We start from the raw sequence: 21,071 nt of genomic DNA on the forward strand, positions 1-21,071 counted from the left end.
CAGGGAAAGACACCTGGTCGAATGGCCGACATCACCATCCGGCTACTGGACGAAGAGGATGAGGAAGCGTGCCAATCGATCTCAGGACTTCACTTCGCCATCACTACATGACATTTCTCGCCGTGCTCGTGACCGGGATCGTTCTGATCACGGCGGTGAACGGCATCACGCCCTCCACACAGCTCTACCTGGACTGCCTTCTGGGAGTGGGGGGCCTGCTCGCCGGCTACGTGCTCGCACCGCCCGATCCCTCCCGGCCCGGCGATCCGGCACAGCCGAGCGACGCGGCGCGCCGTCCTGGCCGGACCGGGGACGCCAGCCCGCAATGCTGACGCGGACCTCCTGCTCGTGCCGACCCACTCGCGCTTCCCCGAGCTGCAGCTGCCCGTCCCCGCATCGGGACCACAACCTGACGGCCTCCTTCGCGACGACCCGCCCACGCCGGGTGTCCATGACGTGTTCCGGATCGACTGGGAGGCATTCCGACGAACTCTGGCCCGGCTGCCGGCCGCCCGCGCCCCGTGGCTAGGCGAATTCACGAGAACCTCACGCAGCACATGCGCACCGGCCTCCTCCAGCGGACTGACAGGGTGCCAGCACCGATCGAACAGCGGTGTCTCCCAAAGTCGTGAACATCTGCTGTCTGTGATCGGGTTCTGGCACGAGTTGTGTGATGGTCTCACGCAGAGTGACTGCGGCTGTGAGGGGGTCAGATCTGGTTTCCCGGGTGCCGGGCGTTCCAGGAGCTGATTAGTGCTGCTCGCTGGTCGTCGAGATTCACGACGTCTCCGGGGGGTGCCGGGGCGAAGATGTCGACTATCTCAGGGCCCTCGCCCTGCCGTTCGGAGTGGCGGACGTATGCCTGCCGGCCGTTGGTGAACTGTCGCAGCTGTCCGGAAGGGTGGACGTTGGGGCGGGCTCCCTGGCAGCACAGGAGGCGGCCGTCACGTTCGAGCTGTCGCCGGGCCTGGGAAAGGCAGTCGAGATAGTCGGTCCCGCTGAACTCTATGCGTGAGTGAGCATCGAGGAGCGCGATGAGAGCGGTGGAGGGATCACTGAGGCAGATGGTGACGTGACGCACCAGGCCAGCAGCGTCAACGGTCTGAAGGTCTATCTCCTCGGTCCACTTCGGCCGAGGAACGTCGCTGTCGTCAGTTGTGTCCTGCTCGGACCGGCTATTCATACCGACCATGATCTCTGCCGTTGGCAGGCCGGGGAAGCTTTACTCCGCCAGCAGGACGCGCTTGCGGAGGAGGGCGAAGCCGGCGCGGCCGAACATTTGGCGCTTGAGCATCTTGATCCGGTTGACGTGTCCTTCGACGACGCCGGAGCTCCAGGGCAGGGGAAGGCCCGCGATGACCGCGTCGCGGTCTCGGTCGATGCCGGCCGCGAGAGTGTGGAGGCTGGGAAGGTCGTCCTGGCGGACGGCGTCGAGCCACTGCGGGAGTCGTTCGCCCTGGCGCTCGGTGAGCATCTGGGCGAAGGATCGAACGTGACCGGTCAGGGCGTCGAGTTCGGGGCAGTTGGCCAGGACGGTCTTGAGCCGGAGTTGTTCGATCTCGGTCAGGGTCTCGGGTCGGCTGAGGATCCATTTCGTCACCACGCGGGGTGCCGGCGGTTGCGCGGTGACCGGCCGTGGCGAGGTGCGCTTCTCTCGCAGGTAGGCGCTGACCCGGCCGTAGCTGCCGCGATAGCCCAAGGGAACGATCTCTTCCCAGAGCTTCCAGGCGTTGGTGCAGCCCTCGTCCCATCGTTCGTCCAGATAGGGCTTGTACTCGTCGAGGACGGAGGTCCTGTTGTGCTGCCACTGGCCGCGGAAGAGGTCTTCCGGCTTCCCAGCGTCGGCGAGGGTCTTGACGGTGCGGTGGGTCATGTTCAGCTGGCGCCCGATGGAACGGCGGCTGTGGCCGGCTTCCAGCAGCGCGTGGACCATGGCGTGCCTGGCTCGGACGCGGTTGGCGAATCGCTCGCTCCGCCATGGAGAGTCCGTCTTCTCTTCGGGCGGCGCAGGTTCGTCGGCCTTCCGCTCAGGATCGGGGACCAGGACGCGAAGGCACTGGCGGTGGCGGGCGACAGCCCGCTCGGCGGCCTCCCCGAGGTTGTGCCACAAATGCCAGCGGTCGGCGACCTGCGTCGCCTGTGGTGCCCCGGCTGTGGCGCCTTCTGCGAAGAACGGCGCGCGGTCCCGGCAGACGATCTCGATCCCGGTCGCTTCGCCAGCCATGCGGCCAGGCTGGACGCCTCTCGGTCAGGCAGCAGATCCACCGGCCGACGGGTCTCGACGTCGACGAGCACCGTGCCGTAGACCCGTCCCTTGCGAGTGGCGTACTCATCGACGCCGACTACCCGCGGGGCCGGGACTTCGGGTTCGGGCAAGGCACCGAGCAGCCGTAAGAGTGCGCTGCGGCTGATGGACACCCCGAAGGCCCGTGCCATCCGGGCGCCGGCCCGGCCGGCGAGGGCGAGCCCCACCGCGGCGAGAGTCGACCGCAACCGTTCCGTCCACCTGCTGTACCGCCGGGTCAGCCCGGGCAACTGCTCAGCGAACGTCTGCCGAGCGCACGAAGACTGCGGACAGAAGAACCGCCGAACTCGCAGTTGCAGGACCACCAGGCGTCCCCCGCTCGGCACGTCCGCGGGAAACCGCAGGTAAGAGCTGTGCACCCGGGTCGACTCGCTTCCACAGTCCGGGCATGCCGCCCCGGCCGACGTACTGCTGACGTTGACGCGTATCGCCTCGTGGCTCACATCCAGCGACTGCACCGACACGTCCGCGATGGACGGTAACAGCAGGCCCTCCACGGGAGGCGATGTCTCTTCCACGACGCCGCACTGTCGACCACACCAAGATGGGCCCCGGTCGTTTTCAGGCAATTTCCCGAAGCCTTTTCGGAGCGGCGGCCGTCACTCAGCGTGCGCGCTTCACGGAAGTCGTGCCAGAACCTGTGATCGTGAACAAAGCCAGTTCGCCTTGGTGCGGGTGAGCGGGAGTGAGAGCGACGGTGGCCGAATGGCAGGTCGACGGCCGGTCAGGCGTCCCGGGCTGTGCGGTTGACCTCGTCCAGGGTCTCCCAGGAGCGGCGCAGATCAGCGATTATGCCGTCGATCCGGTCCCGCGCGACGACATGGTCACGCACCAGGCGTCCCATGGCGATCGCGGAGGGGCCGCCGCGCACCCCTGTGTCCTGAGTACGCGTACCTAGGACGGCTGGGATAGGTCGCGGATGGGCCTGTGCAACGGGTGTCTACCATGATCGGGGGCACAACGACCGGACAGTAAAAGGGGGGCCACGCGTGGCGTGGGAGGAGTGGGAGCAGCTCAAGTCTGCGGCTGCCGACCGGCATGGACCACACATGCAGCTCAATCAGGTTCCGGCCGACATCGGTGGTTCGAGCAGCGGAATTGGCGGGGGAAGCGGCACTGGGCGGCTTGTGCACACGCATGGCCCCTGGACGCGGGCTGCGACCGTGGCCACCGATCTGCACACCAGCACGGTCAAGTCCAAGGCTGACCTGAGCCTCGCCCACGACGACATGGCCGGCTCCCTGGGAGGCCTGGCAAGTCTGGCCACGCTCAAGGCCGTCCTCGCTTCGTGGGAGGAGCGGCTGGGCTCGGTCCGCGACGAGTGCAGCACGCTTGGGCCCAAACTGCACCAGGTGGCCGTGGACATGGGTGAAGCGGACCACTCGGTGAGCGCCAAGGCCGCCGCCGTTCACGTGTCCGGTTCTGGGAGAGGCTGACCGTGGCGTCCACGCTGACCTGGCAGCAGCTCAAGGATCTCAAGCCGGAAACCCTCAGCCATGCGGCCGACGCGTGGGGTGCCGTCTCTCGACACGCGGACTCCGCTCGCGAACGGATCGAGGGCCGGATGAGCGGCCCCCTCGACAAGACACAAGAGAGCGAAGCCGCGCAGGCAGCGATCAAGCGCCTCAAGCGGCTGGAGGACAACTACCACTACATCCACGCCGAAAGCGGTCTCATCCGAGGAACGCTCGACGGTCTGGCGGCGGAGCTGACCGCCCAGCGCAAGGTTCTGACCCAAGCGCTGGACGACGCCGCTGCACTCGGCTACACGGTCGACGACAACGGCGGTGTGAGCTACCCGGCCGACGGCAAGAACGAGCAGACCGGGGAGGGGTATCCGGGCGGCACGGTCTACGGCGAGGACGGACACTTCGCGCCGGGTAGCGCGGCTCCGTCCTCGGGAAAGCACCCGCTGTACCAGCCCGGTCTGGGCGGCGCCGACGGGAAGGTCAAAGTCCCGAATCCGCACTACGCCAAAGCACGGGAGATAGCCAACCGCATATCGTTCGCCGTGCTGCGCGCCCGGGGTGCCGATGACCGATACTCCGGAGCTCTGGCGGAACTGAAGGCTGCTCCCGGCCTGACCGTGGGCACCAAGACATGGGCGGACATCGCGTCCGACGTCGACTCAGTCGGCGCCTCCGCACTCCCCTACATCAAGGAAAAACTTCCGCTGGACAAGACACCGGCGGAACGCAAGGACTGGTGGGACCACCTGACAGCAGACGAGCGCGAAGAATACGTGACGGCTTTCCCCGGGCTGATCGGCAGCCTCGACGGCATACCGGCAACGGCCCGGGACGACGCCAACCGGGAGAACCTGAAGTTCCTCATAGCCAAGCTCGAAGGACGGCACGACGATCTGTCCAAGGCCCAGCTCGACGGCATGGAGGGAATCCAAGCCAAGCTCGACGCCGGCAGCAATCCGCCCATGTTTCTTCTGGGCATTGGGGACGAGGGGAACGGTCGGGCAATCGTCAGCTACGGGAACCCCGACACAGCCAAGAACGTCTCCGCATACGTCCCCGGCCTCGGCACCGCGCTGGACGGGGATTTCGCGGACGACACGGTCCGCAGGGCGTTCCAGACCGCCAAGGACGCGCGCAAGTACGACCACTCAACGGCCTCCATCGTTTGGCTCGGCTACGACGCGCCAGGGTTCACCGAGGTGGCGTCCACCTCGAACGCGGACGCAGGTGCCCCGGAGTACCGCAGTTTCATGGAGGGCATACAGGCCACCAATATGCACAAGGATCCCCATGTCACCGCAATCGGGCACTCCTACGGTTCCCTCGTGGTCGGCACAGCGGCGCGTCAGCACGGCGGCATTCCTGGCGCTGACGACATCGTCCTGCTGGGCAGCCCGGGAACCGGGGCCCAGCGGGCCGATGAACTGAATGTCGGCAAGGGTCACGTTTTTTCCGCTTCGGCCGGGAACGATCCGGTTTCCTGGTTGCCCGGGAAGGAAAGTTTCTTGGGTCCGGTGCAGGCGGTGGACAGCTATATGGACGAGCAGCGCTGGTTCGGCCGGGACCCGGTCAGCAGGGAGTTCGGTGCCGTCCGTATAGAGTCCGGGGACGGACCGTTGCCGCTCTATCTTTCGAACGAGGGGCCGACGCCTGCCCACTCAGGATATTTCGATCCCGACAGGAATCCCTCCGCGGCGAACAACATCGCCAAGATCGTCGCCGGCAGGTCAGACATCGTCACGACGGAAGACCCCCGATGAAAAAGATCATCGCTCACCTGGCTGGAATCGCACTGGGCATCGCGGCCACGACCGGCTGCAGCGGAAGCGATGGGAGCGTGAAAGGGAACTCGAAGGTGGACATGCAGGAGGCGGCGGAGAAAGCCGACGCGCTGGTTTACCGGACCTTCCGCGCGGTTAGGCCCCCGCTCGACTGGACACATGACGCCTCGGACCACGGCAGCTGCGGCGGCTCGGACGAATACGGGGACGTCACCCGCCGCGCCATCGTCATGACCAAGGTGTCCGACGAGAGGCGCGGGGCTCTCCTCGGCGTCATCGAGCGGTACTGGAAGAAGTCTGGGCTGAAGATCACCAAGGTCATTCCGGACAAGGAATTCCCCGAGATGTACGCCGAGACCGGCGACGGCCTGCTGCGCACCGGGCTCGTTGTCGGCGGGGAAGGGCAGTTCTTCCTCGACGTGCAGACCGCCTGCGTCCGCACGTCCGAGGTCAAGGCGCCGGCGACTCAGACGCGCGGACGGAGCTACTACGGAAAGGACGTGCCGCGCCCCAACGTGACCGACCCCTTCTGGTCCTCCCGTAAACCGATCAGCCACTGAGCCTGGTCGGATGATGCCCTTCTCAGCCGCCTTGCAGGAGGCAGCCTGTGTCGGGCTCAGCTAGTGCTAGATGCGATCGTCAGGCGGGAGCCAGGCCGAAATCGAAGATCTTCGGTGCCGACATCGAGCCGATCCCACCTAGAAGCTTCGGCGGCTCGGCTTCGGCCCCCTCCTGCGGCCGCCTGCGCCACTCCCTGACAGCCAGGAAGAAGAGCAGCCCGAGATGCACTTGCACAATGCCGGTGACGAGCGCGATGAGTACGGGCCGGGTGAGGGAGAGTGTTGTGGGGCCGGGCTCGGGAGCGGCGGCGACTCGCTGGTCGAGGGCGCCGTTGCGCACCTGCAGGACATGGGTGGTGCCTGCGTCGGTGACGACCCAGGAGTCGCGTGGCTCATCGACGCGGAGCCGATGCCGGCGAAGACCTGCTCGACGGTCGGCGCCGCCCCAGGACTCTGGCTGCCCTGACCCCGCGGACACGACCTGGCCCCGCCCGCCTTGTGAGACGCCAGGGGGAAGACACGGCTCCGCCGACGGTCCTGGGGGGGGTGGACCGCCGGCGGAGACACCGCGACCCCGGGGCGGGGGGACGGCCCCGGGTGCCTCACCGGTCGATTGCCCCTGATTCAACGACGTACACCTGACGAGTTTCGACGGGTGCCGGACCGGGTTCCCGCCCCACCGCAGGCGCCCCCGGACGCCGGGACGTGCGGGGGCCGCGCGCGTGCCCCCGGCGACGGGACTAAGCTCGGCGGATGGCGAAGTACTTCGACGTGCACCCCGAGAACCCCCAGCCGCGCAGCATCGGACAGGTCGCCGACGCGGTACGGGAGGGTGCGCTCATCGCATACCCGACCGACTCCTGCTACGCGCTGGGCTGCCGGCTGGGCAGCCGGGACGGCATGGACCGGATCCGCTCGATCCGCCGGCTCGACGACCGGCACCACTTCACGCTGATGTGCCGGGACTTCGCGCAGCTCGGGCAGTTCGTGCACGTCGACAACGACGTGTTCCGGGCCGTGAAGGCGTCGACCCCCGGCAGTTACACCTTCATCCTCCCCGCCACCCGCGAGGTGCCGCGCAAGCTGCTGCACCCCAAGAAGAAGACCGTGGGGGTGCGCATCCCGGACCACGTGGTCACCCAGGCCCTGCTGGCCGAGCTGGGCGAGCCGCTGCTGTCCAGCACGCTGCTGCTGCCGGACGAGGAGGAGCCGTTGACCCAGGGCTGGGAGATCAAGGACCGGCTCGACCACGTGGTGGACGCGGTGGTCGACTCCGGCGACTGCGGCACCGAGCCGACCACGGTGGTCGACTTCTCCGGCGGTGAGGTCGAGATCGTGCGGCGCGGCGCCGGGGACACCAGCCGCTTCGAGTGAGGGTGGGCGCAGGGGGCCGGAGCGGGCCGCCGCCGCGCGGTGGATCTTGCGTGGCAGCATGGGCGGTCCCCCCGGTGCCGGGCGGCCCGCTCCGCACGGCCCGCATTCCTCCGAGGAGGGCCTTCTCCCCATGACCGACGTACAGGGAACGGCAGTCGACGTCCCGGCGGCCGACGGCGTCGCCGACGCCTATCTCGCCCACCCGGCCGACGGGAGCCCCCGTCCGGCCGTGCTCTTCTACCAGGACGCCTACGGCCTGCGCCCGTATCTGCGGTCGATGGCCGACCGGCTGGCCGGCGCCGGCTACACCGTCCTGGTGCCGAACGTGTTCTACCGGCTCGGCCGGGCCCCGGTGACCGAGCTGCCCGAGTTCATCGACCCGGGCGCCGACCCGACCATCTGGGAGCGGCTCGGCCCGATCGTGGCGTCCCTCACGCCTGACCTGATCGAGCGGGACGCGGACTTCTATCTGCGCTGGCTGGCGGACAGTCCGCTGACCGTGGACGGGCCGGTGGCGATCACCGGCTACTGCATGGGCGCCCGGCTCGCGGTGTGGACGGCGGCCGCGCATCCCGGCCGGGTCGCCGCGGCGGCCGGGTTCCACGGCGGGCGGCTGGCCACCGACGACCCGAAGAGCCCGCACCGGGTGGTCGGCTCCATCACCGCCGAGCTGTACTTCGGGCACGCCGGCGACGACGCCTCGCTGCCCGAGGAGCAGGTCCGGCGCCTGGAGGAGGCCCTCACCGAGGCCGGCGTCCGGCACCGGTGCGAGGTCTACGAGCACGCGAAGCACGGCTACACCCAGGCGGACACCCCCGCCTACGACCGCGCGGCCGACGAGCGGCACTGGGCGGCCCTGCTCGACCTGCTCGCGCGCACCTTCTGACACACCGCCCGGCGCCCCCGTCGACGGGCCGTCCGACAGGCGTTCCGACACGTGTCCGGGCGCCCTCCGCACGGCGGGCGCCCGGTGGATCGTGTCCAACGTATTGACATGCACGCGGCCCGATATGACTCTGAGAGCGCTCTCAAACAGGTACGGACCAATTTCCGTACAACCCCGACCCCACACGGAGGTGGAGAGTGCTCCCCAGCATCACCCGCCCGGCGCTGCCCCTCACGGCCGCGGCGGTCCTGGCCGGCGGCCTCGTCGCGCTGGCCACGCCCGACCGCGCCGGAGCCGCCGTACCGGACACCATCCCTCTGAAGATCACCAACAACTCGGGCCGCTCCGAACCGGTGTACGTCTACGACCTCGGCACCCAGCTGTCCTCGGGACGGCAGGGCTGGGCCGACGCGAACGGCACCTTCCACGTCTGGCCGGCGGGCGGCAACCCGCCGACCCCGGCACCCGACGCGGCGATCGCCGGCCCCGCCGCGGGACAGTCGAAGACGATCCGGATACCGAAGTTCTCCGGCCGGATCTACTTCTCCTACGGCCAGAAGCTCGACTTCCGGCTGACCACGGGCGGGCTGGTGCAGCCGGCCGTGCAGAACCCGTCCGACCCCAACCGCGACATCCTGTTCAACTGGTCGGAGTACACGCTGGGCGACGCCGGGCTGTGGCTCAACAGCACCCAGGTGGACATGTTCTCGGCGCCCTACGCGGTCGGCGTGCAGCGGTCCGACGGCAGCGTGAGCACCACCGGGCACCTGAAGGCGGGTGGCTACACCGGGTTCTTCAACGCGCTGCGCGGGCAGCCGGGCGGCTGGGCCAACCTGATCCAGACCCGTTCCGACGGCACCGTGCTGCGGGCCCTCTCCCCGCTCTACGGCGTGGAGACCGGGGCGCTGCCGGCGAACGTCATGGACGACTACGTCAACCGGGTCTGGCAGAAGTACGCGACGTCCACCCTGACGGTCACGCCGTTCACCGACCAGCCGAACACCAAGTACTTCGGACGGGTCTCGGGCAACGTCATGAACTTCACCAACTCCTCCGGCGCGGTGGTCACGAGCTTCCAGAAGCCGGACGCGGACAGCGTGTTCGGCTGCCACAAGCTGCTGGACGCGCCCAACGACAACGTCCGCGGGCCCATCTCCCGCACGCTGTGCGCCGGTTTCAACCGCTCGACGCTGCTGACCAACCCCAACCAGCCGGACACCTCGGCGGCGAACTTCTACCAGGACGCCGTGACCAACCAGTACGCGCGGAAGATCCACGCGCAGATGGCCGACGGCAAGGCGTACGCGTTCGCCTTCGACGACGTCGGCAACCAGGAGTCGCTGGTGAACGACGGGAGTCCGCAGCAGGCCTACCTGACGCTGGATCCGCTGAACTGAGCGGAGCCGGAGCGAGCGGACATGGCGACGGTCCCGCACCCCGGACTCGGGGTGCGGGACCGCGGTGTGTCACATCAGCCGGTCGTCAGGGCGGTGTCGTCCACGACGAAGCTGGTCTGGAGCGAGGAGTCCTCGACGCCGTTGAACTTCAGCGTGACGGTCGAGCCCGCCAGGGAGGACAGGTCGAAGGACTTCTGGCTGTAGCCCGAGGCCTTGTTCAGGTTCGAGTAGGTGGCCAGCGTCTTCGAACCGGCGGTCACCGTCAGCGTGTCGTACGCGGTGCCGGCGGTGGTCTCCGCGGTGTCGATGTGCAGGTAGAAGGTCAGGGTCGCCTTGCAGCCCGCGGGGATCGTCACCGACTGGGACAGGGTGTCGGTGTGCGAGGAGCCGTAGCCGTCCATCCATGCCTTGTAGGACCCGCCGTGGGCGGCCTCACCGGTGTCGTTGGTGATGACACCGCTGGTCGCGCTCCAGCCGGTGCTGCCCGACTCGAAGCCCGGGTTGCTGAGCAGCTGGGTCGACGTGCACCCGCCGCCGGTGGTGCTGACCGTCCAGCTGAAGGTCGCGGTGCCGGTGGCGCCGGTGGAGTCGGTGACGGTCACCGTGGTGCTGGAGGTGCCGGCCGTGGTGGGCGTGCCGGAGATCAGGCCGGTCGAGCTGTTGATCGACAGGCCGGCCGGCAGACCGGTGGCGCTGTAGGTGAGCGCGCCGCTGTTGGTGCTGCTCGCCTGGACCTGGAGGCTGACCGAGGTCCCCACGGTGGAGGACTGGTTGCCCGGGTTGGTGACCGTCACGCCGTTGCCCGGCGGGGTGACGTGGCTGCCGACGTTGATGCCGGCGAACGCGTTGGCCACTCCGGCGTACTGGGTGGAGTTGGCTCCGTAGAGCGCGGTGGCCGCGTTCAGGGCCGCGGTGCGGGCGGCGGCGTAGTTGGTGCTGGACGTCATGTACGTCGTCAGCGCCTTGTACCAGATCTGCAGCGCGGCGGCCCGGCCGATGCCGGTGACGGCGACGCCGTCCGAGGTCGGGCTGTTGTAGGTCACCCCGTTGATGACCTTGGTGCCGCTGCCCTCGGAGAGCAGGTAGAACATGTGGTTGGCGGGACCCGAGGAGTAGTGGACGTCCAGGTTGCCGACGCCGGAGTACCAGCTGTCGGCGGAGCCGCCGTCCTTGCTGGGCTTGTCCATGTAGCGCAGCGGGGTGCCGTTGCCGTTGATGTCGATCTTCTCGCCGATGAGGTAGTCACCGGGGTCCGAGCTGTTGTTGGCGTAGAACTCCACGCCGGTGCCGAAGATGTCCGAGGTGGCCTCGTTCAGGCCGCCGGACTCGCCGCTGTAGTCGAGGCCCGCGGTGTTGGCGGTGACACCGTGGCTCATCTCGTGGCCGGCCACGTCGAGCGACGTGAGCGGGTCGGCGTTGGCGGAGCCGTCGCCGTAGGTCATGCAGAAGCAGCTGTCGTCCCAGAACGCGTTCACGTAGGCGTTGCCGTAGTGGACGCGGGAGTAGGCGCCGACACCGTCGTTCTTGATGCCGCTGCGGCCGAAGGTGTTCTTGTAGAAGTCCCAGGTCTCCTGGGCGCCGTAGGCGGCGTCCGCACCCGCGGTGGCCGCGTTGGACGTGGTCCCGTTGCCCCAGGTGTCGCTGGTCTGCGAGAACAGCGTGCCGGTGCCCGAGGTGGCGCGGTTCAGGTTGTACGTCTTGTGACCGCCGCGCGTGCCGTCGGTCAGCGTGTACGTCGAGCCCGACTGGGTCGTGGTCAGCGTGACCTGGCCGCTGTACTGGGTGTTGCCGACACCGGTCTCGATCGCCTGGTAGCGGTACAGCTCCTTGCCGGTGGTGGCGTCCGTGACGACGTGCAGGCGGCTGGGCGTGCCGTCGTCCTGGAAGCCGCCGATCACCGTCTCCCACGCGAGCTTCGGGGTCCCGCTGCCGGCCCAGATCACCTTGCGGGCGCTGTCGGTGGTGGCCTTGCTCCCGGCGAGCGCCTTGGCGGACTTGAGCGCCTTGGTCTCGGCGGCGGCCTTGGTGTACGTCGCGGTGGTGGAGCGGACCTTGATCGTGTGCTTGTTGTTGAAGGTCGTGCTCACGGTGCCGGCGGCCAGGGAGGCCGGCGGGGTGTGCACGACCAGGTCGCCACCGAGGACGGGCAGCCCCGCGTAGGTGCGCTCGTAACGGGTGTGCAGGGTGCCGTCGTTGTCCTTGACGACGTCCCTGACGACCAGCTTCTCCTTGGCGCCGAGCCCGAGGGTGCGGGCGGTCGCCGCGGTGCGCGACTGGGCGCTCTTGACCAGCGCCGCGCGCTGGGCGGGCGTGAGCTTGGCCTCGAGGCCGCCACTGCGGACCGGGCTGGGGTGGGGGCCTGCGGGCTTGGCCGTCGCCGGGGCCGCCTGAACGCCGACGGCGAGGAAGGCCGCGGTGGAGACCAGTGCGGCTCCGACCATGGCGCGTCTGTGGGGAAGACGTCTCACTCGTACTCCTCCTGCTGCGGCCGCCGGGTCGCGGCCGATGACAGACCCGGGCAGACGGGTGTGCTGTCCGGGACGAGCTGAGCTGTGCGCGGGGACCGTGATCCGTGTGCACATGGGGAGGTGCTGTGTAGCGGGGGGAGGATTTCAGCTTTGTCCCGCACATGTCAGCGAGTGGACGGGCATTCGAGGGTTTTCCCTATGCCCCCTCGCAAACCGTGCCACCGCACCGCCCACGGCCGCCCCCGGTTCCGCACGGCCCAGAGGAGAACGGCCGGGAACCGCTCAACTCCGTGACTGTGCCGACGTGTTCCGAGACCGATCCGCAACATGGCTTGTCGTGCCGCCCATTGGGCCCCGGACCGGGCGGTTGTTACCGTGCACCGCGTGTCTGAATCGTCACGCGATACCGCCCGGGGTGCCGGCTGGGGCAGCTCCCGGCGCGGCGTCTACCGGCAGTTGATGCCCGACCACGTCGAGAAGCTGTCGTGGCTCAACCCCAGGATCCTGTGGGCCGCCCGCAACGGTGTGCTGGCGTCGTGGTTCGGCGACCCGACCGGCCGTACCCGAAGCCGCTGGGTGGCGCGCCGGGCCGAGGCGGGGGCGCCCGCCGACAAGGTGATCCGGCGGGAGGTGCCCGACCGGTTCTCCTTCATGCTCCTCGGGGACACGGGCGAGGGCGGCGAGTCCCAGTACGCCGTCGTGCCGGGCTTCCTGAAAGTCGGTCAGGGCACGGAGTTCGCGGTGATCGCGAGCGACGTCATCTATCCGGTGGGCCACGCGGACGACTACGGCGACAAGTTCTTCCGGCCGTACCGGGACTACCCGGCACCGGTCTACGCGATACCCGGCAACCACGACTGGTACGAGGACCTCGGCGCGTTCATGCGCATCTTCTGCGCCGACCCCGCGCCGCTCGGCTCGGAGCCCGCGCCCCGCCCACTCACCCGGGCCTGGTGGCGCACCCTGCTCTGGCACCGGCCGCGCCCTCAGGACGAGGAACGGCTGGAGCAGGCACGGCGGTTGCGGTCCGCGCCGGGGCAGCGGGCCGTGCAGCCGGGCCCCTACTGGGCCATCGACGCCGGACCGGTGCGGATCGTCGGCATCGACACCGGGCTGCTCGGCACGATCGACGCCGAACAGGGCGCGTGGCTGCGCGAGGTCTCCCGGGGCCCCCGGCCGAAGATCCTGGTCACCGGCTCCCCGTTGTACGTGGACGGCGAGCACCACCCCTGCCCCGTCGAGGGGGGCGGCACGGTCGACGACATCGTGCGCGATCCGGACCACCACTACGTGGCCGCGATCGGCGGGGACATCCACAACTACCAGCGCTACCCGGTCGACGTGGACGGGCGCACCGTCCAGTACGTGGTGGCGGGCGGCGGCGGCGCGTTCATGCACGCCACGCACACCATCCCGCGGGTCTCGGTCGCAGGCGTCACCGAACGGGAGTTCCGCTGCTATCCGCTGCGCGGCGACTCGCTGGCCTTCTACAGCCGCCTGTACGGCCGCCGCTCCCGGCTGCGCCGCTTCTTCACCCTCACCGAGTCCGAGGCGACGGCCGTCGTCGCCGAACGGCTCGGCACCGAGCCCGGCAGGGCGCCCGGCCCGGACGCGCGGGTCACCCGGCGCACCCGTCTCGTCGCGAGCCTGCTGGGGGCCGGCGGCCGGCCGGACCGCACCTCCCGGTTCCGGCTGCCGGTGCGCAAGATCTACACCCAGCTGTTCTCTCCCGGCTCGGCCACCTACAGCCCGCCGTTCTTCAAGTCCTTCCTGCGCCTCGACATCACCCCGGAGGCGGTGGGGCTGCGGTGCTTCGCGGCCACCGGCAACCGGGAGCAGGAGATCGACCCGCCGGTGGAGGACGAGGTCACCATCCCGCTGAACTGATCACACGGTTGTCACATCCGGCTGCGAGAATCGGGGACGGAGCCGCCGGAACGTGCGGAGCCGCCGTACGACCGCCGGAGGAGCCCGTGCCGTCCATTCCCCGCCCGCTGCGCAGGCTGGGCTTCCTCACCATCGGCCTGTTCGACGGTGCCGACCCGGGCCCGGGTCACGCGTCCACGCTGGAGATCATCGAGCTGGGCGAGCGGCTGGGGTTCGACAGCGCGTGGGTGCGCGACCGGCACCTCCAGTACGGCATCTCGTCCCCGGTCGCCGTGCTGGCGGCCGCCTCCCAGCGCACCCGGCGGATCGAGCTGGGCACAGCGGTGATCCCGCTGGGCTGGGAGAACCCGCTGCGGCTCGCCGAGGACCTGGCGACCGTGGACATCCTGTCCGGTGGCCGGCTGAACCCGGGCGTCAGCGTGGGCCCGCCGATGCACTTCGAGGACGTGCGTCAGGCCCTCTACCCGGACACGGCGGACCGCGAGGACTTCGGCCCCGAACGGCTGCGGCGGCTGCTGGACCTGGTGCGCGGCAGGCCGGCCACCGCCTTCAGCGGGACGGAGGGCTTCGAGGTGTTCTCTGACGTGGTCCAGCCGCACTCCCCCGGTCTCGGCGGCCGGCTGTGGTACGGCGGCGGCAGCCTGGGGTCGGCGCGCCGGGCCGGCGAGTACGGCATGAACCTGCTGACCAGCAGCGTGGTGAAGGCCGAGGGCCCGCAGGACGCCGCGGGGCCGCCGGACTTCGCGGAGATCCAGCTCGCCCACATCCGCGCCTTCCGCGCCCACCACCCCGACCGCGAGGCGGCCCGCGTCTCCCAGGGCCTGGTGGTGATACCCACCGACTCCGCGAGCCCGGCGCAGCGGGCCAGGTACGAGCGGTACGCGGCCGAGCGCCTGCCCCGCACCGCCTCCCCGCAGGGCCCGGGGCGGCTGCTGTTCGCCCCCGACCTGGTCGGCACCTCCGACGAGCTCGCCGAGCGGCTGCACGCGCACGCCGCGTTCCGCGAGGTCGACGAGGTCGCGTTCGCCCTGCCGTTCTCGTTCGCGCACGAGGACTACGTGCAGATCCTGACGGACATGGCGACGAAGCTGGGCCCGGCGCTGGGGTGGCGCCCGGCCGGCTGACACACCGGCGGGCCGCCTCGGTACCGGCGACCGGCTCGGGCGGCCTGCCGTCCACTGGAGCCCGGCGGCGTCCGCCTCTGTGACAGCCGGCCACCATCCACCTGGACCCCGGCGACGGCGCCCGCCTCCGCGGATCGCGCACCGGGTGATGCGCCCGGTGTGCCCGGCCACACGAAGCAGCTTCCGGCCCCGCTGCCCGACGGCGCCTGAGCACGTCGGCGGCTGGATCCGCCGGCGCCCGAGCCAGGCGACTCATGAGCCCGGCGGACGCCCGGCGGTGCGCTACCCCTCCTCGACGTGCTCCTGCCGCCTGCCGCCCGGCCGGGAGGCACTGAGGCTGCCGAGGATGTCCAGGAGTTCGGCGTCGCGGCTGCCGGGCCGGGCGTGGAACACGACCAGCGTCAGGCCCTCGGCACCCTCGACGGCGAGCTTGTTGGACTCCAGGTCCAGGTCCCCGACCTGCGGATGGCTGAGGTGGCTGGTACGCGCCCGCCGGGGGCGCACGTCGTGCCGGGCCCACAGGGTCCGGAAGCGGTCGCTGCGCAGGGACAGGTCGCCGACCAGGTCCCGCAGCCGCGCGTCGTCCGGGTCGGGCCCGGCGTGGGCGCGGAGGGCGGCCACGCCCTCCTCGGTGAGGTCGTCCCAGTCCCGGCGCAGGGCCCGCTCGGCCGGGTCGAGGAAGACGGCGCGCAGCAGGTTGACGCCGGGCCGGTAGTTCGGGGTGAGGGCGCCGGCGAGGGAGTTGGCGGCCAGGCAGTCGGTGTAGCGGTTCTGGATGTAGGCGGGGTTGCGCGGCCAGCCGTCGATCAGCCCCAGCAGGCTCTCCGGCACCCGCTCCGGCCGCCCGCCGGACCGCGCGCGGGACCCGGCCGGTGCCGTCGCGGGCCGGTCCTGGGCCAGTCCGAGGAGGTAGGAGGTGGCCTCGGGGTCGAGCCGGAGCACCCGGGCGAGGGACCGCAGGACCTGCGCGGACGGGTTGCGGTCGCGGCCCTGCTCCAGGCGCAGGTAGTAGTCGGAGCTGATGCCGGAGAGCATCGCGACCTCCTCGCGGCGCAGCCCCGGCACCCGGCGCAGTCCGGAGCCGGGCAGTCCCACGTCCTCGGGCCTGACCCGCGCCCGGCGGGCGCGCAGGAACTCGCCGAGCGCGTTCGTACCGTCCATGACACCACCGTACGGCCGTCGCGGTGGCCGTGACTGGCCCTGCCGGTCCCAGGAACGCGGGGGCACTGCCGCCGGGCGGCCGTCCGGCGCACGGTGGAGGGCGAGGACGGGTCACCGGGGAACGGGTGGCCCGGCACACGCGAGAGGTACGTGAGGTACGGCATGACTGCACAGCTCGGCGGCACCTTCACCCCGGCCGGCGGACCGGCCCTGACGCGGATGGGCTACGGCGCCATGCAACTGGCCGGTCCGCACGTGTTCGGGCCGCCCGCGGACCGGGCGCGCGCCGTGGCGGTGCTCCGCGCGGCGGTGGAGGCGGGCGTCGACCACGTCGACACCGCCGACTTCTACGGGCCGGTGGTGGTCAACGAGATCATCAGGGAGGCCCTGCACCCCTACCCGGACGGGCTGCACATCGTGACCAAGGTCGGGGCGCGGCGGGGCGCCGACGGCGGCTGGATCGTGTCCCGGCACCCGCACGACCTGCGGGCACAGGTCCACGACAACCTGCGGAGCCTGGGCGTGGAGGCGCTGGACGTGGTCAATCTGCGGCTCGGCGACATGGACACCCCGAACGAGGACTCCGTGGCCGAGCAGTTCGGGGCGCTGGCGGACCTGCGGCGCCAGGGCCTGATCCGGCATCTGGGGCTCAGCGCCGCGTCCGCGGCACAGTTGGACGAGGCACGGGCGATCGCTCCGGTGGTCACCGTGCAGAACCTGTACAACCTGGCCCACCGGGAGGACGACGACCTGGTCGCGCGCACGGCCGCCGAGGGCATCGCCTTCGTGCCGTACTTCCCGCTCGGCGGCTTCAGCCCGCTGCAGTCGCGGACGCTGTCCGAGGTCGCCGCCCGGCTGGGCGCGTCGCCGCAGCAGGTGGCCCTGGCCTGGCTGCTGCGCCGGTCGCCGAACATCGTGCTGATCCCGGGCACCTCGTCGCCCGCCCACCTGCGGGAGAACATCGCCGCCGCGGCGCTGGACCTGCCGGCGGACGCGGTCGCGGCACTCGACGCGATCGGCGGCTGAGGGGCGGCCGGACGGGTACCCGGGGCCCCGGACGGACACAGGTGCGGGGACGGTCGGCCCTGCGCGGACGGACGGAAGGAGCCGCACGTGGCTACGGAGGACCCGCTGCGGACCTACCGCGGCAAACGCGACTTCGAGCGGACCCGCGAACCGTCGGGGAACGCGGCAGCGGCCTCCGCCGAGCGGCCCCGGTTCGTGGTGCAGATCCACGACGCGCGCCGGATGCACTTCGACTTCCGGCTCCAGGTCGGCGACGTGCTCAGGTCCTGGGCCGTGCCCAAGGGACCCTCGGCGGACCCCGGGGACAAGCGGATGGCGGTGCCCACCGAGGACCATCCGCTGGAGTACGAGGACTTCGAGGGCGTGATCCCGAAGGGCGAGTACGGCGGGGGCACCGTGATCGTCTGGGACCGCGGCACGTACGAGCCGCTCAGTCACGACCGCCGGGGCCGCCCGGTGGACTTCGCGGAGTCGCTGGAGCGGGGGCACGCCTCCTTCCGGCTGCACGGCTCCAAGCTGCACGGCGAGTACGCGCTCACCCGGTTCCGCGGCGGCGCGGACGAGGAGGAGGCCTGGCTGCTGGTGCACAAGGGCGCCGCCCGGGCGGACGGCCACGGCACCCCGGACCCGCGCCGGGCCCGCTCGGTGCGCACCGGCCGCACCCTCGCCCAGGTCCTCGCCGACGACCGGCGGAGGTGACGGGCGGCGGGAGTGACGGGCGGCGGGCGACACGCCCCCGAACGCATCCGAACGCATCGCGGCCGCATCCCCGCCGCATCCGGATCATGACGTTCCGGCCCCAACGTGGCTGAAATGCCTCTATGTTCGCGGCGACACCGGCCCGCGCTCCTGGAGGCTTCCGTATGCGCATCGCACTCCGCACCGCCATAACCGGCGCCGTGACCGCCACCACCGTCCTGACCTGCGGCACCGCGGGGGCGACCCCGGCGGGGCCCGGCGTGACCGCACGGATCCTCAGCCAGGCCACCGTCGGCGGCACCGACTACACCCTGCGGGAGATCACCATCCCGCCCGGCCAGAGCACCGGATGGCACTACCACGACGGTCCGCTGTACGGAGTCGTGAAGCAGGGCACCCTCAGCCACTTCGACTCCGGCTGCGCCTCGGACGGCGTCTACCGGCAGGGCGCGCCGATCAAGGAGCCGGCCGGACCCGGCAACGTCCACATCGGGCGCAACCTGGGCGACACCCCGGTCGTCCTGGACGTCCTCTACGTGCTGCCGCACGGCGCACCGTTCTCCGAGGACGCGCCGAACCCGGGCTGCCCGTTCCAGTGATCAGCCTCAGGGCAGAGGCTGTTCCGCCCAGATCGTCTTGCCGCCACCGGTCTGCCGGCTGCCCCAGCGCTGGGTGAGCTGGGCGACGAGCAGCAGACCGCGCCCGCCCTCGTCGTAGGCCTGCGCCCGCCGCATGTGCGGTGAGGTGGAACTGGCGTCGGAGACCTCGCAGATGAGCGCGCGGTCGCGGATCAGCCTTAGCTGGACGGGCGGTTCGCCGTAGCGGATCGCGTTGGTGACGAGTTCACTGACGACGAGCTCGGTGACGAACGCCATCTCCTCGAGGCCCCAGGCGGCCAGCCGCTCGGTGGCCGCCTGCCGGAAGGCGGCCACCTGGGCGGGGTCGGGCGGGACCTCCCAGGTGGCGACCCGGTCGCCGCCGAGGGCGCGGGTGCGCACCAGGAGGAGGGCGACGTCGTCCGTGGGCTGCTCCGGCAGGACCGCCTTGAGGACGTTGTCGCTGAGCGCCTCCAGGGAGTCGGCTGGTGCGCCGAGGGCGCGGCGCAGTTCGTCGGTGGCCCGGTCCGCGTCGCGGTCCCGGCCCTGGACGAGACCGTCGGTGTAGAGGGCGACGACCGACCCCTCGGGCAGCTGGATCTCCGTGGCCTCGAACGGCAGTCCGCCGACGCCGAGGGGCGGGCCGGCGGTCATGGGCACGAACTCGGGTGCGTCACCGGGCAGTACGAGGGCCGGGGCCGGGTGTCCGGCGGCCGCCATGCAGAGCCGGCGGGAGACGGGGTCGTAGACCGCGTAGAGACAGGTCGCGCCGAGTTCGGCGACCTCCCCGCCGCTGTCGTCGGAGGCCAGGTGGGTGACCAGGTCGTCGAGGTGGGTGAGGAGTTCGTCCGGGGGCAGGTCGACGTCGGCGAGGGTGCGTACGGCGGTGCGCAGCCGGCCCATGGTGGCCGAGGAGCGGATGCCGTGCCCGACCACGTCGCCGACGACGAGAGCGACCCGGCTGCCGGAGAGCGGGATGACGTCGAACCAGTCGCCGCCGATCCCGGCCAGCGAGCCGCACGGCAGGTACCGGTGGGCCACGTCGACCGCGGCCTGCCGGGGCAGTCCCCGGGGCAGCAGACTGTGCTGGAGGGCGTGGGCGGTGCTGCGTTCGCGGGCGAAGCGGCGGGCGTTGTCGACGCAGACGGCGGCGCGGCTGGCGAGTTCCTCGGCGAGGACGGCGTCGTCGGGGGCGTAGCTGTCCGGGTGGGCCGCGCGGACGCACACCGCGACGCCGAGGGTGGTGCCGCGGGCCCGCAGCGGCACCGCGATCATGGAGTGGACGTGCTCGCGGAACTGGCGTCCCTCGGGTGAGCGCGCGTTGCGCTCGGCGAGCCAGTCGTCGAACGTCGGCTCGCCGGCCTGGCCCAGTACGGCACGGCCCTCGCGCAGGGCCCGGGCCGGGGGCGAGAGCGGCAGGTAGACCTCGGTCTCGCCCAGGTTCACGGCCGCGCCCGGGTTGCCCGCCCGGGTGGAGCCGTGGGCGACGCGGCGCAGCACGACACCGCCGTCGGAGATCATCGGCGGTTCGTCGTCGCCGAGGACCCAGTCGAGCAGGTCGACGCTGGCGAAGTCGGCGTACTGCGGCACCAGCAGCTCGACGAGTTCCTCGGCGGTGCGCACGACGTCCAGGGTGGTGCCGATGCCGGTGGCGGCCTCGTTCAGCAGGGCGAGGCGGCGCCGGGCCCAGTACTGCTCGCTGCTGTCGAAGGCGGCGAGGGCGACGGCGGTGAGCTCGCCGGAGCCGTCGTGCAGCGGCCACATCTCGATGCTCCAGGCGTGCGCCCCGTTCGGGGCGGGGGCCTCGGTGCTCTCGTAGCGGACGGGGCGGCCGGTCTCGGCCACCTGGCGGAGGTGGCTGACGAAACCCTGGCTGTCCCCGGCGTCCCCCATGGTCTCCAGGACGAACCGGCCGAGCAGCGACTCCTCGGGCACGCCCATCGTCCGGCACGCGGCGCTGTTGGAGCGTAGGTAGTGCTGTCGGAGATCGAAGACCGACATGGACATGGACGCCTGTTCGAACGCCTGGGCGGCCACCCTGGTGCCGGGTGGTTCGGCGGTGACGACGTGCCCGGCCGGGGCGCCGTCGGCGCCCAGGACCGGGCAGGCGGTCAGGGTCAGCTCGACCGGGTGGCCGTCGCGGTGCCGCAGGACGACGGTCCCGGTCCGGGCGGCGAGGGCGCCGGCGGGCACGTACCCGGCGAGCAGGTCGCCCGCCGGGCGGCCGACGACCTCGTGTGCCGCGTGGCCGGTCAGCAGCCGCGCGCCCTCGCTCCACCCGGTCACCCTGCCCTGGGCATCGATGATCGCCGCGGCCGCGAGACGCTCCATAGCCACC

General features: G+C 71.0%; 20 protein-coding genes. 12 read left to right on the forward strand and 8 right to left on the reverse strand.

Going from position 1 to position 21,071, the window contains the following annotated elements; genetic code table 11:
- The first annotated feature begins 68 nt into the window (after positions 1 to 68).
- Entirely contained in the window at positions 69 to 332 is a 264-nt protein-coding gene (locus B446_RS03880; RefSeq protein WP_148305719.1) for a hypothetical protein, read from the forward strand.
- Positions 333 to 709: 377 nt separating this feature from the next.
- On the opposite strand, the gene B446_RS03885 is transcribed toward B446_RS03880, so the two are convergent.
- The 4 genes from B446_RS03885 to B446_RS39175 form a co-directional block, all read right to left on the reverse strand.
- Positions 710 to 1,183 (reverse strand): hypothetical protein, encoded by a 474-nt coding sequence (locus B446_RS03885; protein ID WP_148305720.1) that lies wholly within the window; start codon positions 1,181 to 1,183, stop codon positions 710 to 712.
- 39 nt (positions 1,184 to 1,222) lie between these two features.
- Positions 1,223 to 1,933, reverse strand: a complete 711-nt coding sequence (locus B446_RS40910; protein ID WP_420010338.1) for a transposase — start codon at positions 1,931 to 1,933, stop codon at positions 1,223 to 1,225.
- Entirely contained in the window at positions 1,876 to 2,823 is a 948-nt protein-coding gene (locus B446_RS41075; protein WP_420010339.1) for a transposase family protein, read from the reverse strand. The genes B446_RS40910 and B446_RS41075 overlap by 58 nt, the downstream gene beginning before the upstream one ends.
- Positions 2,824 to 3,029: 206 nt before the next feature.
- Positions 3,030 to 3,176, reverse strand: coding sequence for a hypothetical protein (locus B446_RS39175; protein ID WP_158506743.1), 147 nt, complete (start codon positions 3,174 to 3,176; stop codon positions 3,030 to 3,032).
- Between the two features lie 178 nt (positions 3,177 to 3,354).
- Between B446_RS39175 and B446_RS03900 the strand changes: the two genes are divergently transcribed.
- The 3 genes from B446_RS03900 to B446_RS03910 are packed head-to-tail and all read left to right on the forward strand — an operon-like array spanning position 3,355 to position 6,115.
- Entirely contained in the window at positions 3,355 to 3,741 is a 387-nt protein-coding gene (locus B446_RS03900; protein ID WP_020938107.1) for a hypothetical protein, read from the forward strand.
- Positions 3,742 to 3,743: 2 nt separating this feature from the next.
- Positions 3,744 to 5,534, forward strand: a complete 1,791-nt coding sequence (locus tag B446_RS03905) for an alpha/beta hydrolase (protein WP_020938108.1) — start codon at positions 3,744 to 3,746, stop codon at positions 5,532 to 5,534.
- Entirely contained in the window at positions 5,531 to 6,115 is a 585-nt protein-coding gene (locus B446_RS03910) for a hypothetical protein (RefSeq protein WP_020938109.1), read from the forward strand. Before B446_RS03905 ends, B446_RS03910 begins: the two co-directional genes overlap by 4 nt.
- 79 nt (positions 6,116 to 6,194) lie before the next feature.
- Here B446_RS03910 and B446_RS38940 read toward each other — a convergent pair whose 3' ends face one another.
- Entirely contained in the window at positions 6,195 to 6,455 is a 261-nt protein-coding gene (locus tag B446_RS38940) for a hypothetical protein (RefSeq protein ID WP_148305721.1), read from the reverse strand.
- A gap of 413 nt (positions 6,456 to 6,868) precedes the next feature.
- Here B446_RS38940 and B446_RS03920 point away from each other — a divergent pair, with 413 nt between their 5' ends.
- The 3 genes from B446_RS03920 (at position 6,869) to B446_RS03930 (ending at position 9,772) form a co-directional block, all read left to right on the forward strand.
- Complete coding sequence (locus B446_RS03920) at positions 6,869 to 7,489, forward strand: L-threonylcarbamoyladenylate synthase (protein ID WP_020938111.1); 621 nt, start codon at positions 6,869 to 6,871, stop codon at positions 7,487 to 7,489.
- Between the two features lie 130 nt (positions 7,490 to 7,619).
- The gene (locus B446_RS03925; RefSeq protein WP_020938112.1) at positions 7,620 to 8,375 is read left to right on the forward strand and encodes a dienelactone hydrolase family protein; all 756 of its coding nucleotides are present in this window, start codon (positions 7,620 to 7,622) and stop codon (positions 8,373 to 8,375) included.
- A gap of 197 nt (positions 8,376 to 8,572) precedes the next feature.
- Positions 8,573 to 9,772, forward strand: a complete 1,200-nt coding sequence (locus tag B446_RS03930) for a glycoside hydrolase family 64 protein (protein WP_020938113.1) — start codon at positions 8,573 to 8,575, stop codon at positions 9,770 to 9,772.
- Positions 9,773 to 9,846: 74 nt separating this feature from the next.
- Here the strand turns inward: B446_RS03930 and B446_RS03935 are convergent, their stop codons facing one another.
- A complete protein-coding gene (locus B446_RS03935) occupies positions 9,847 to 12,213 on the reverse strand; it encodes a M4 family metallopeptidase (RefSeq protein WP_020938114.1) in 2,367 nt (788 codons plus the stop codon).
- A gap of 411 nt (positions 12,214 to 12,624) precedes the next feature.
- On the opposite strand from B446_RS03935, the gene B446_RS03940 reads away from it, so the two are divergent.
- Positions 12,625 to 14,127 (forward strand): metallophosphoesterase family protein, encoded by a 1,503-nt coding sequence (locus tag B446_RS03940; RefSeq protein WP_052352243.1) that lies wholly within the window; start codon positions 12,625 to 12,627, stop codon positions 14,125 to 14,127.
- A gap of 86 nt (positions 14,128 to 14,213) precedes the next feature.
- Positions 14,214 to 15,251: an LLM class flavin-dependent oxidoreductase gene (locus tag B446_RS03945; RefSeq protein WP_020938116.1), complete on the forward strand. Its 1,038-nt coding sequence runs from the start codon at positions 14,214 to 14,216 to the stop codon at positions 15,249 to 15,251.
- A 282-nt stretch (positions 15,252 to 15,533) separates the two neighbouring features.
- On the opposite strand, the gene B446_RS03950 is transcribed toward B446_RS03945, so the two are convergent.
- Entirely contained in the window at positions 15,534 to 16,412 is an 879-nt protein-coding gene (locus B446_RS03950) for a helix-turn-helix domain-containing protein (RefSeq protein WP_020938117.1), read from the reverse strand.
- Between the two features lie 162 nt (positions 16,413 to 16,574).
- Between B446_RS03950 and B446_RS03955 the strand changes: the two genes are divergently transcribed.
- The 3 genes from B446_RS03955 to B446_RS03965 all read left to right on the forward strand — a co-directional run bounded on the left by B446_RS03955 (position 16,575) and on the right by B446_RS03965 (position 18,736).
- Complete coding sequence (locus B446_RS03955) at positions 16,575 to 17,438, forward strand: oxidoreductase (RefSeq protein ID WP_020938118.1); 864 nt, start codon at positions 16,575 to 16,577, stop codon at positions 17,436 to 17,438.
- Positions 17,439 to 17,525: 87 nt separating this feature from the next.
- Positions 17,526 to 18,137: a DNA polymerase ligase N-terminal domain-containing protein gene (locus B446_RS03960; protein ID WP_020938119.1), complete on the forward strand. Its 612-nt coding sequence runs from the start codon at positions 17,526 to 17,528 to the stop codon at positions 18,135 to 18,137.
- Between the two features lie 164 nt (positions 18,138 to 18,301).
- On the forward strand, positions 18,302 to 18,736 hold the full coding sequence (locus B446_RS03965) for a hypothetical protein (protein ID WP_020938120.1): 435 nt from the start codon (positions 18,302 to 18,304) through the stop codon (positions 18,734 to 18,736).
- Between the two features lie 6 nt (positions 18,737 to 18,742).
- On the opposite strand, the gene B446_RS03970 is transcribed toward B446_RS03965, so the two are convergent.
- Positions 18,743 to 21,064 (reverse strand): SpoIIE family protein phosphatase, encoded by a 2,322-nt coding sequence (locus B446_RS03970; RefSeq protein WP_020938121.1) that lies wholly within the window; start codon positions 21,062 to 21,064, stop codon positions 18,743 to 18,745.
- Between the last annotated feature and the right edge of the window lie 7 nt (positions 21,065 to 21,071).

This window comes from Streptomyces collinus Tu 365, assembly GCF_000444875.1.
GTDB classification, from domain to species: domain Bacteria; phylum Actinomycetota; class Actinomycetes; order Streptomycetales; family Streptomycetaceae; genus Streptomyces; species Streptomyces collinus_A.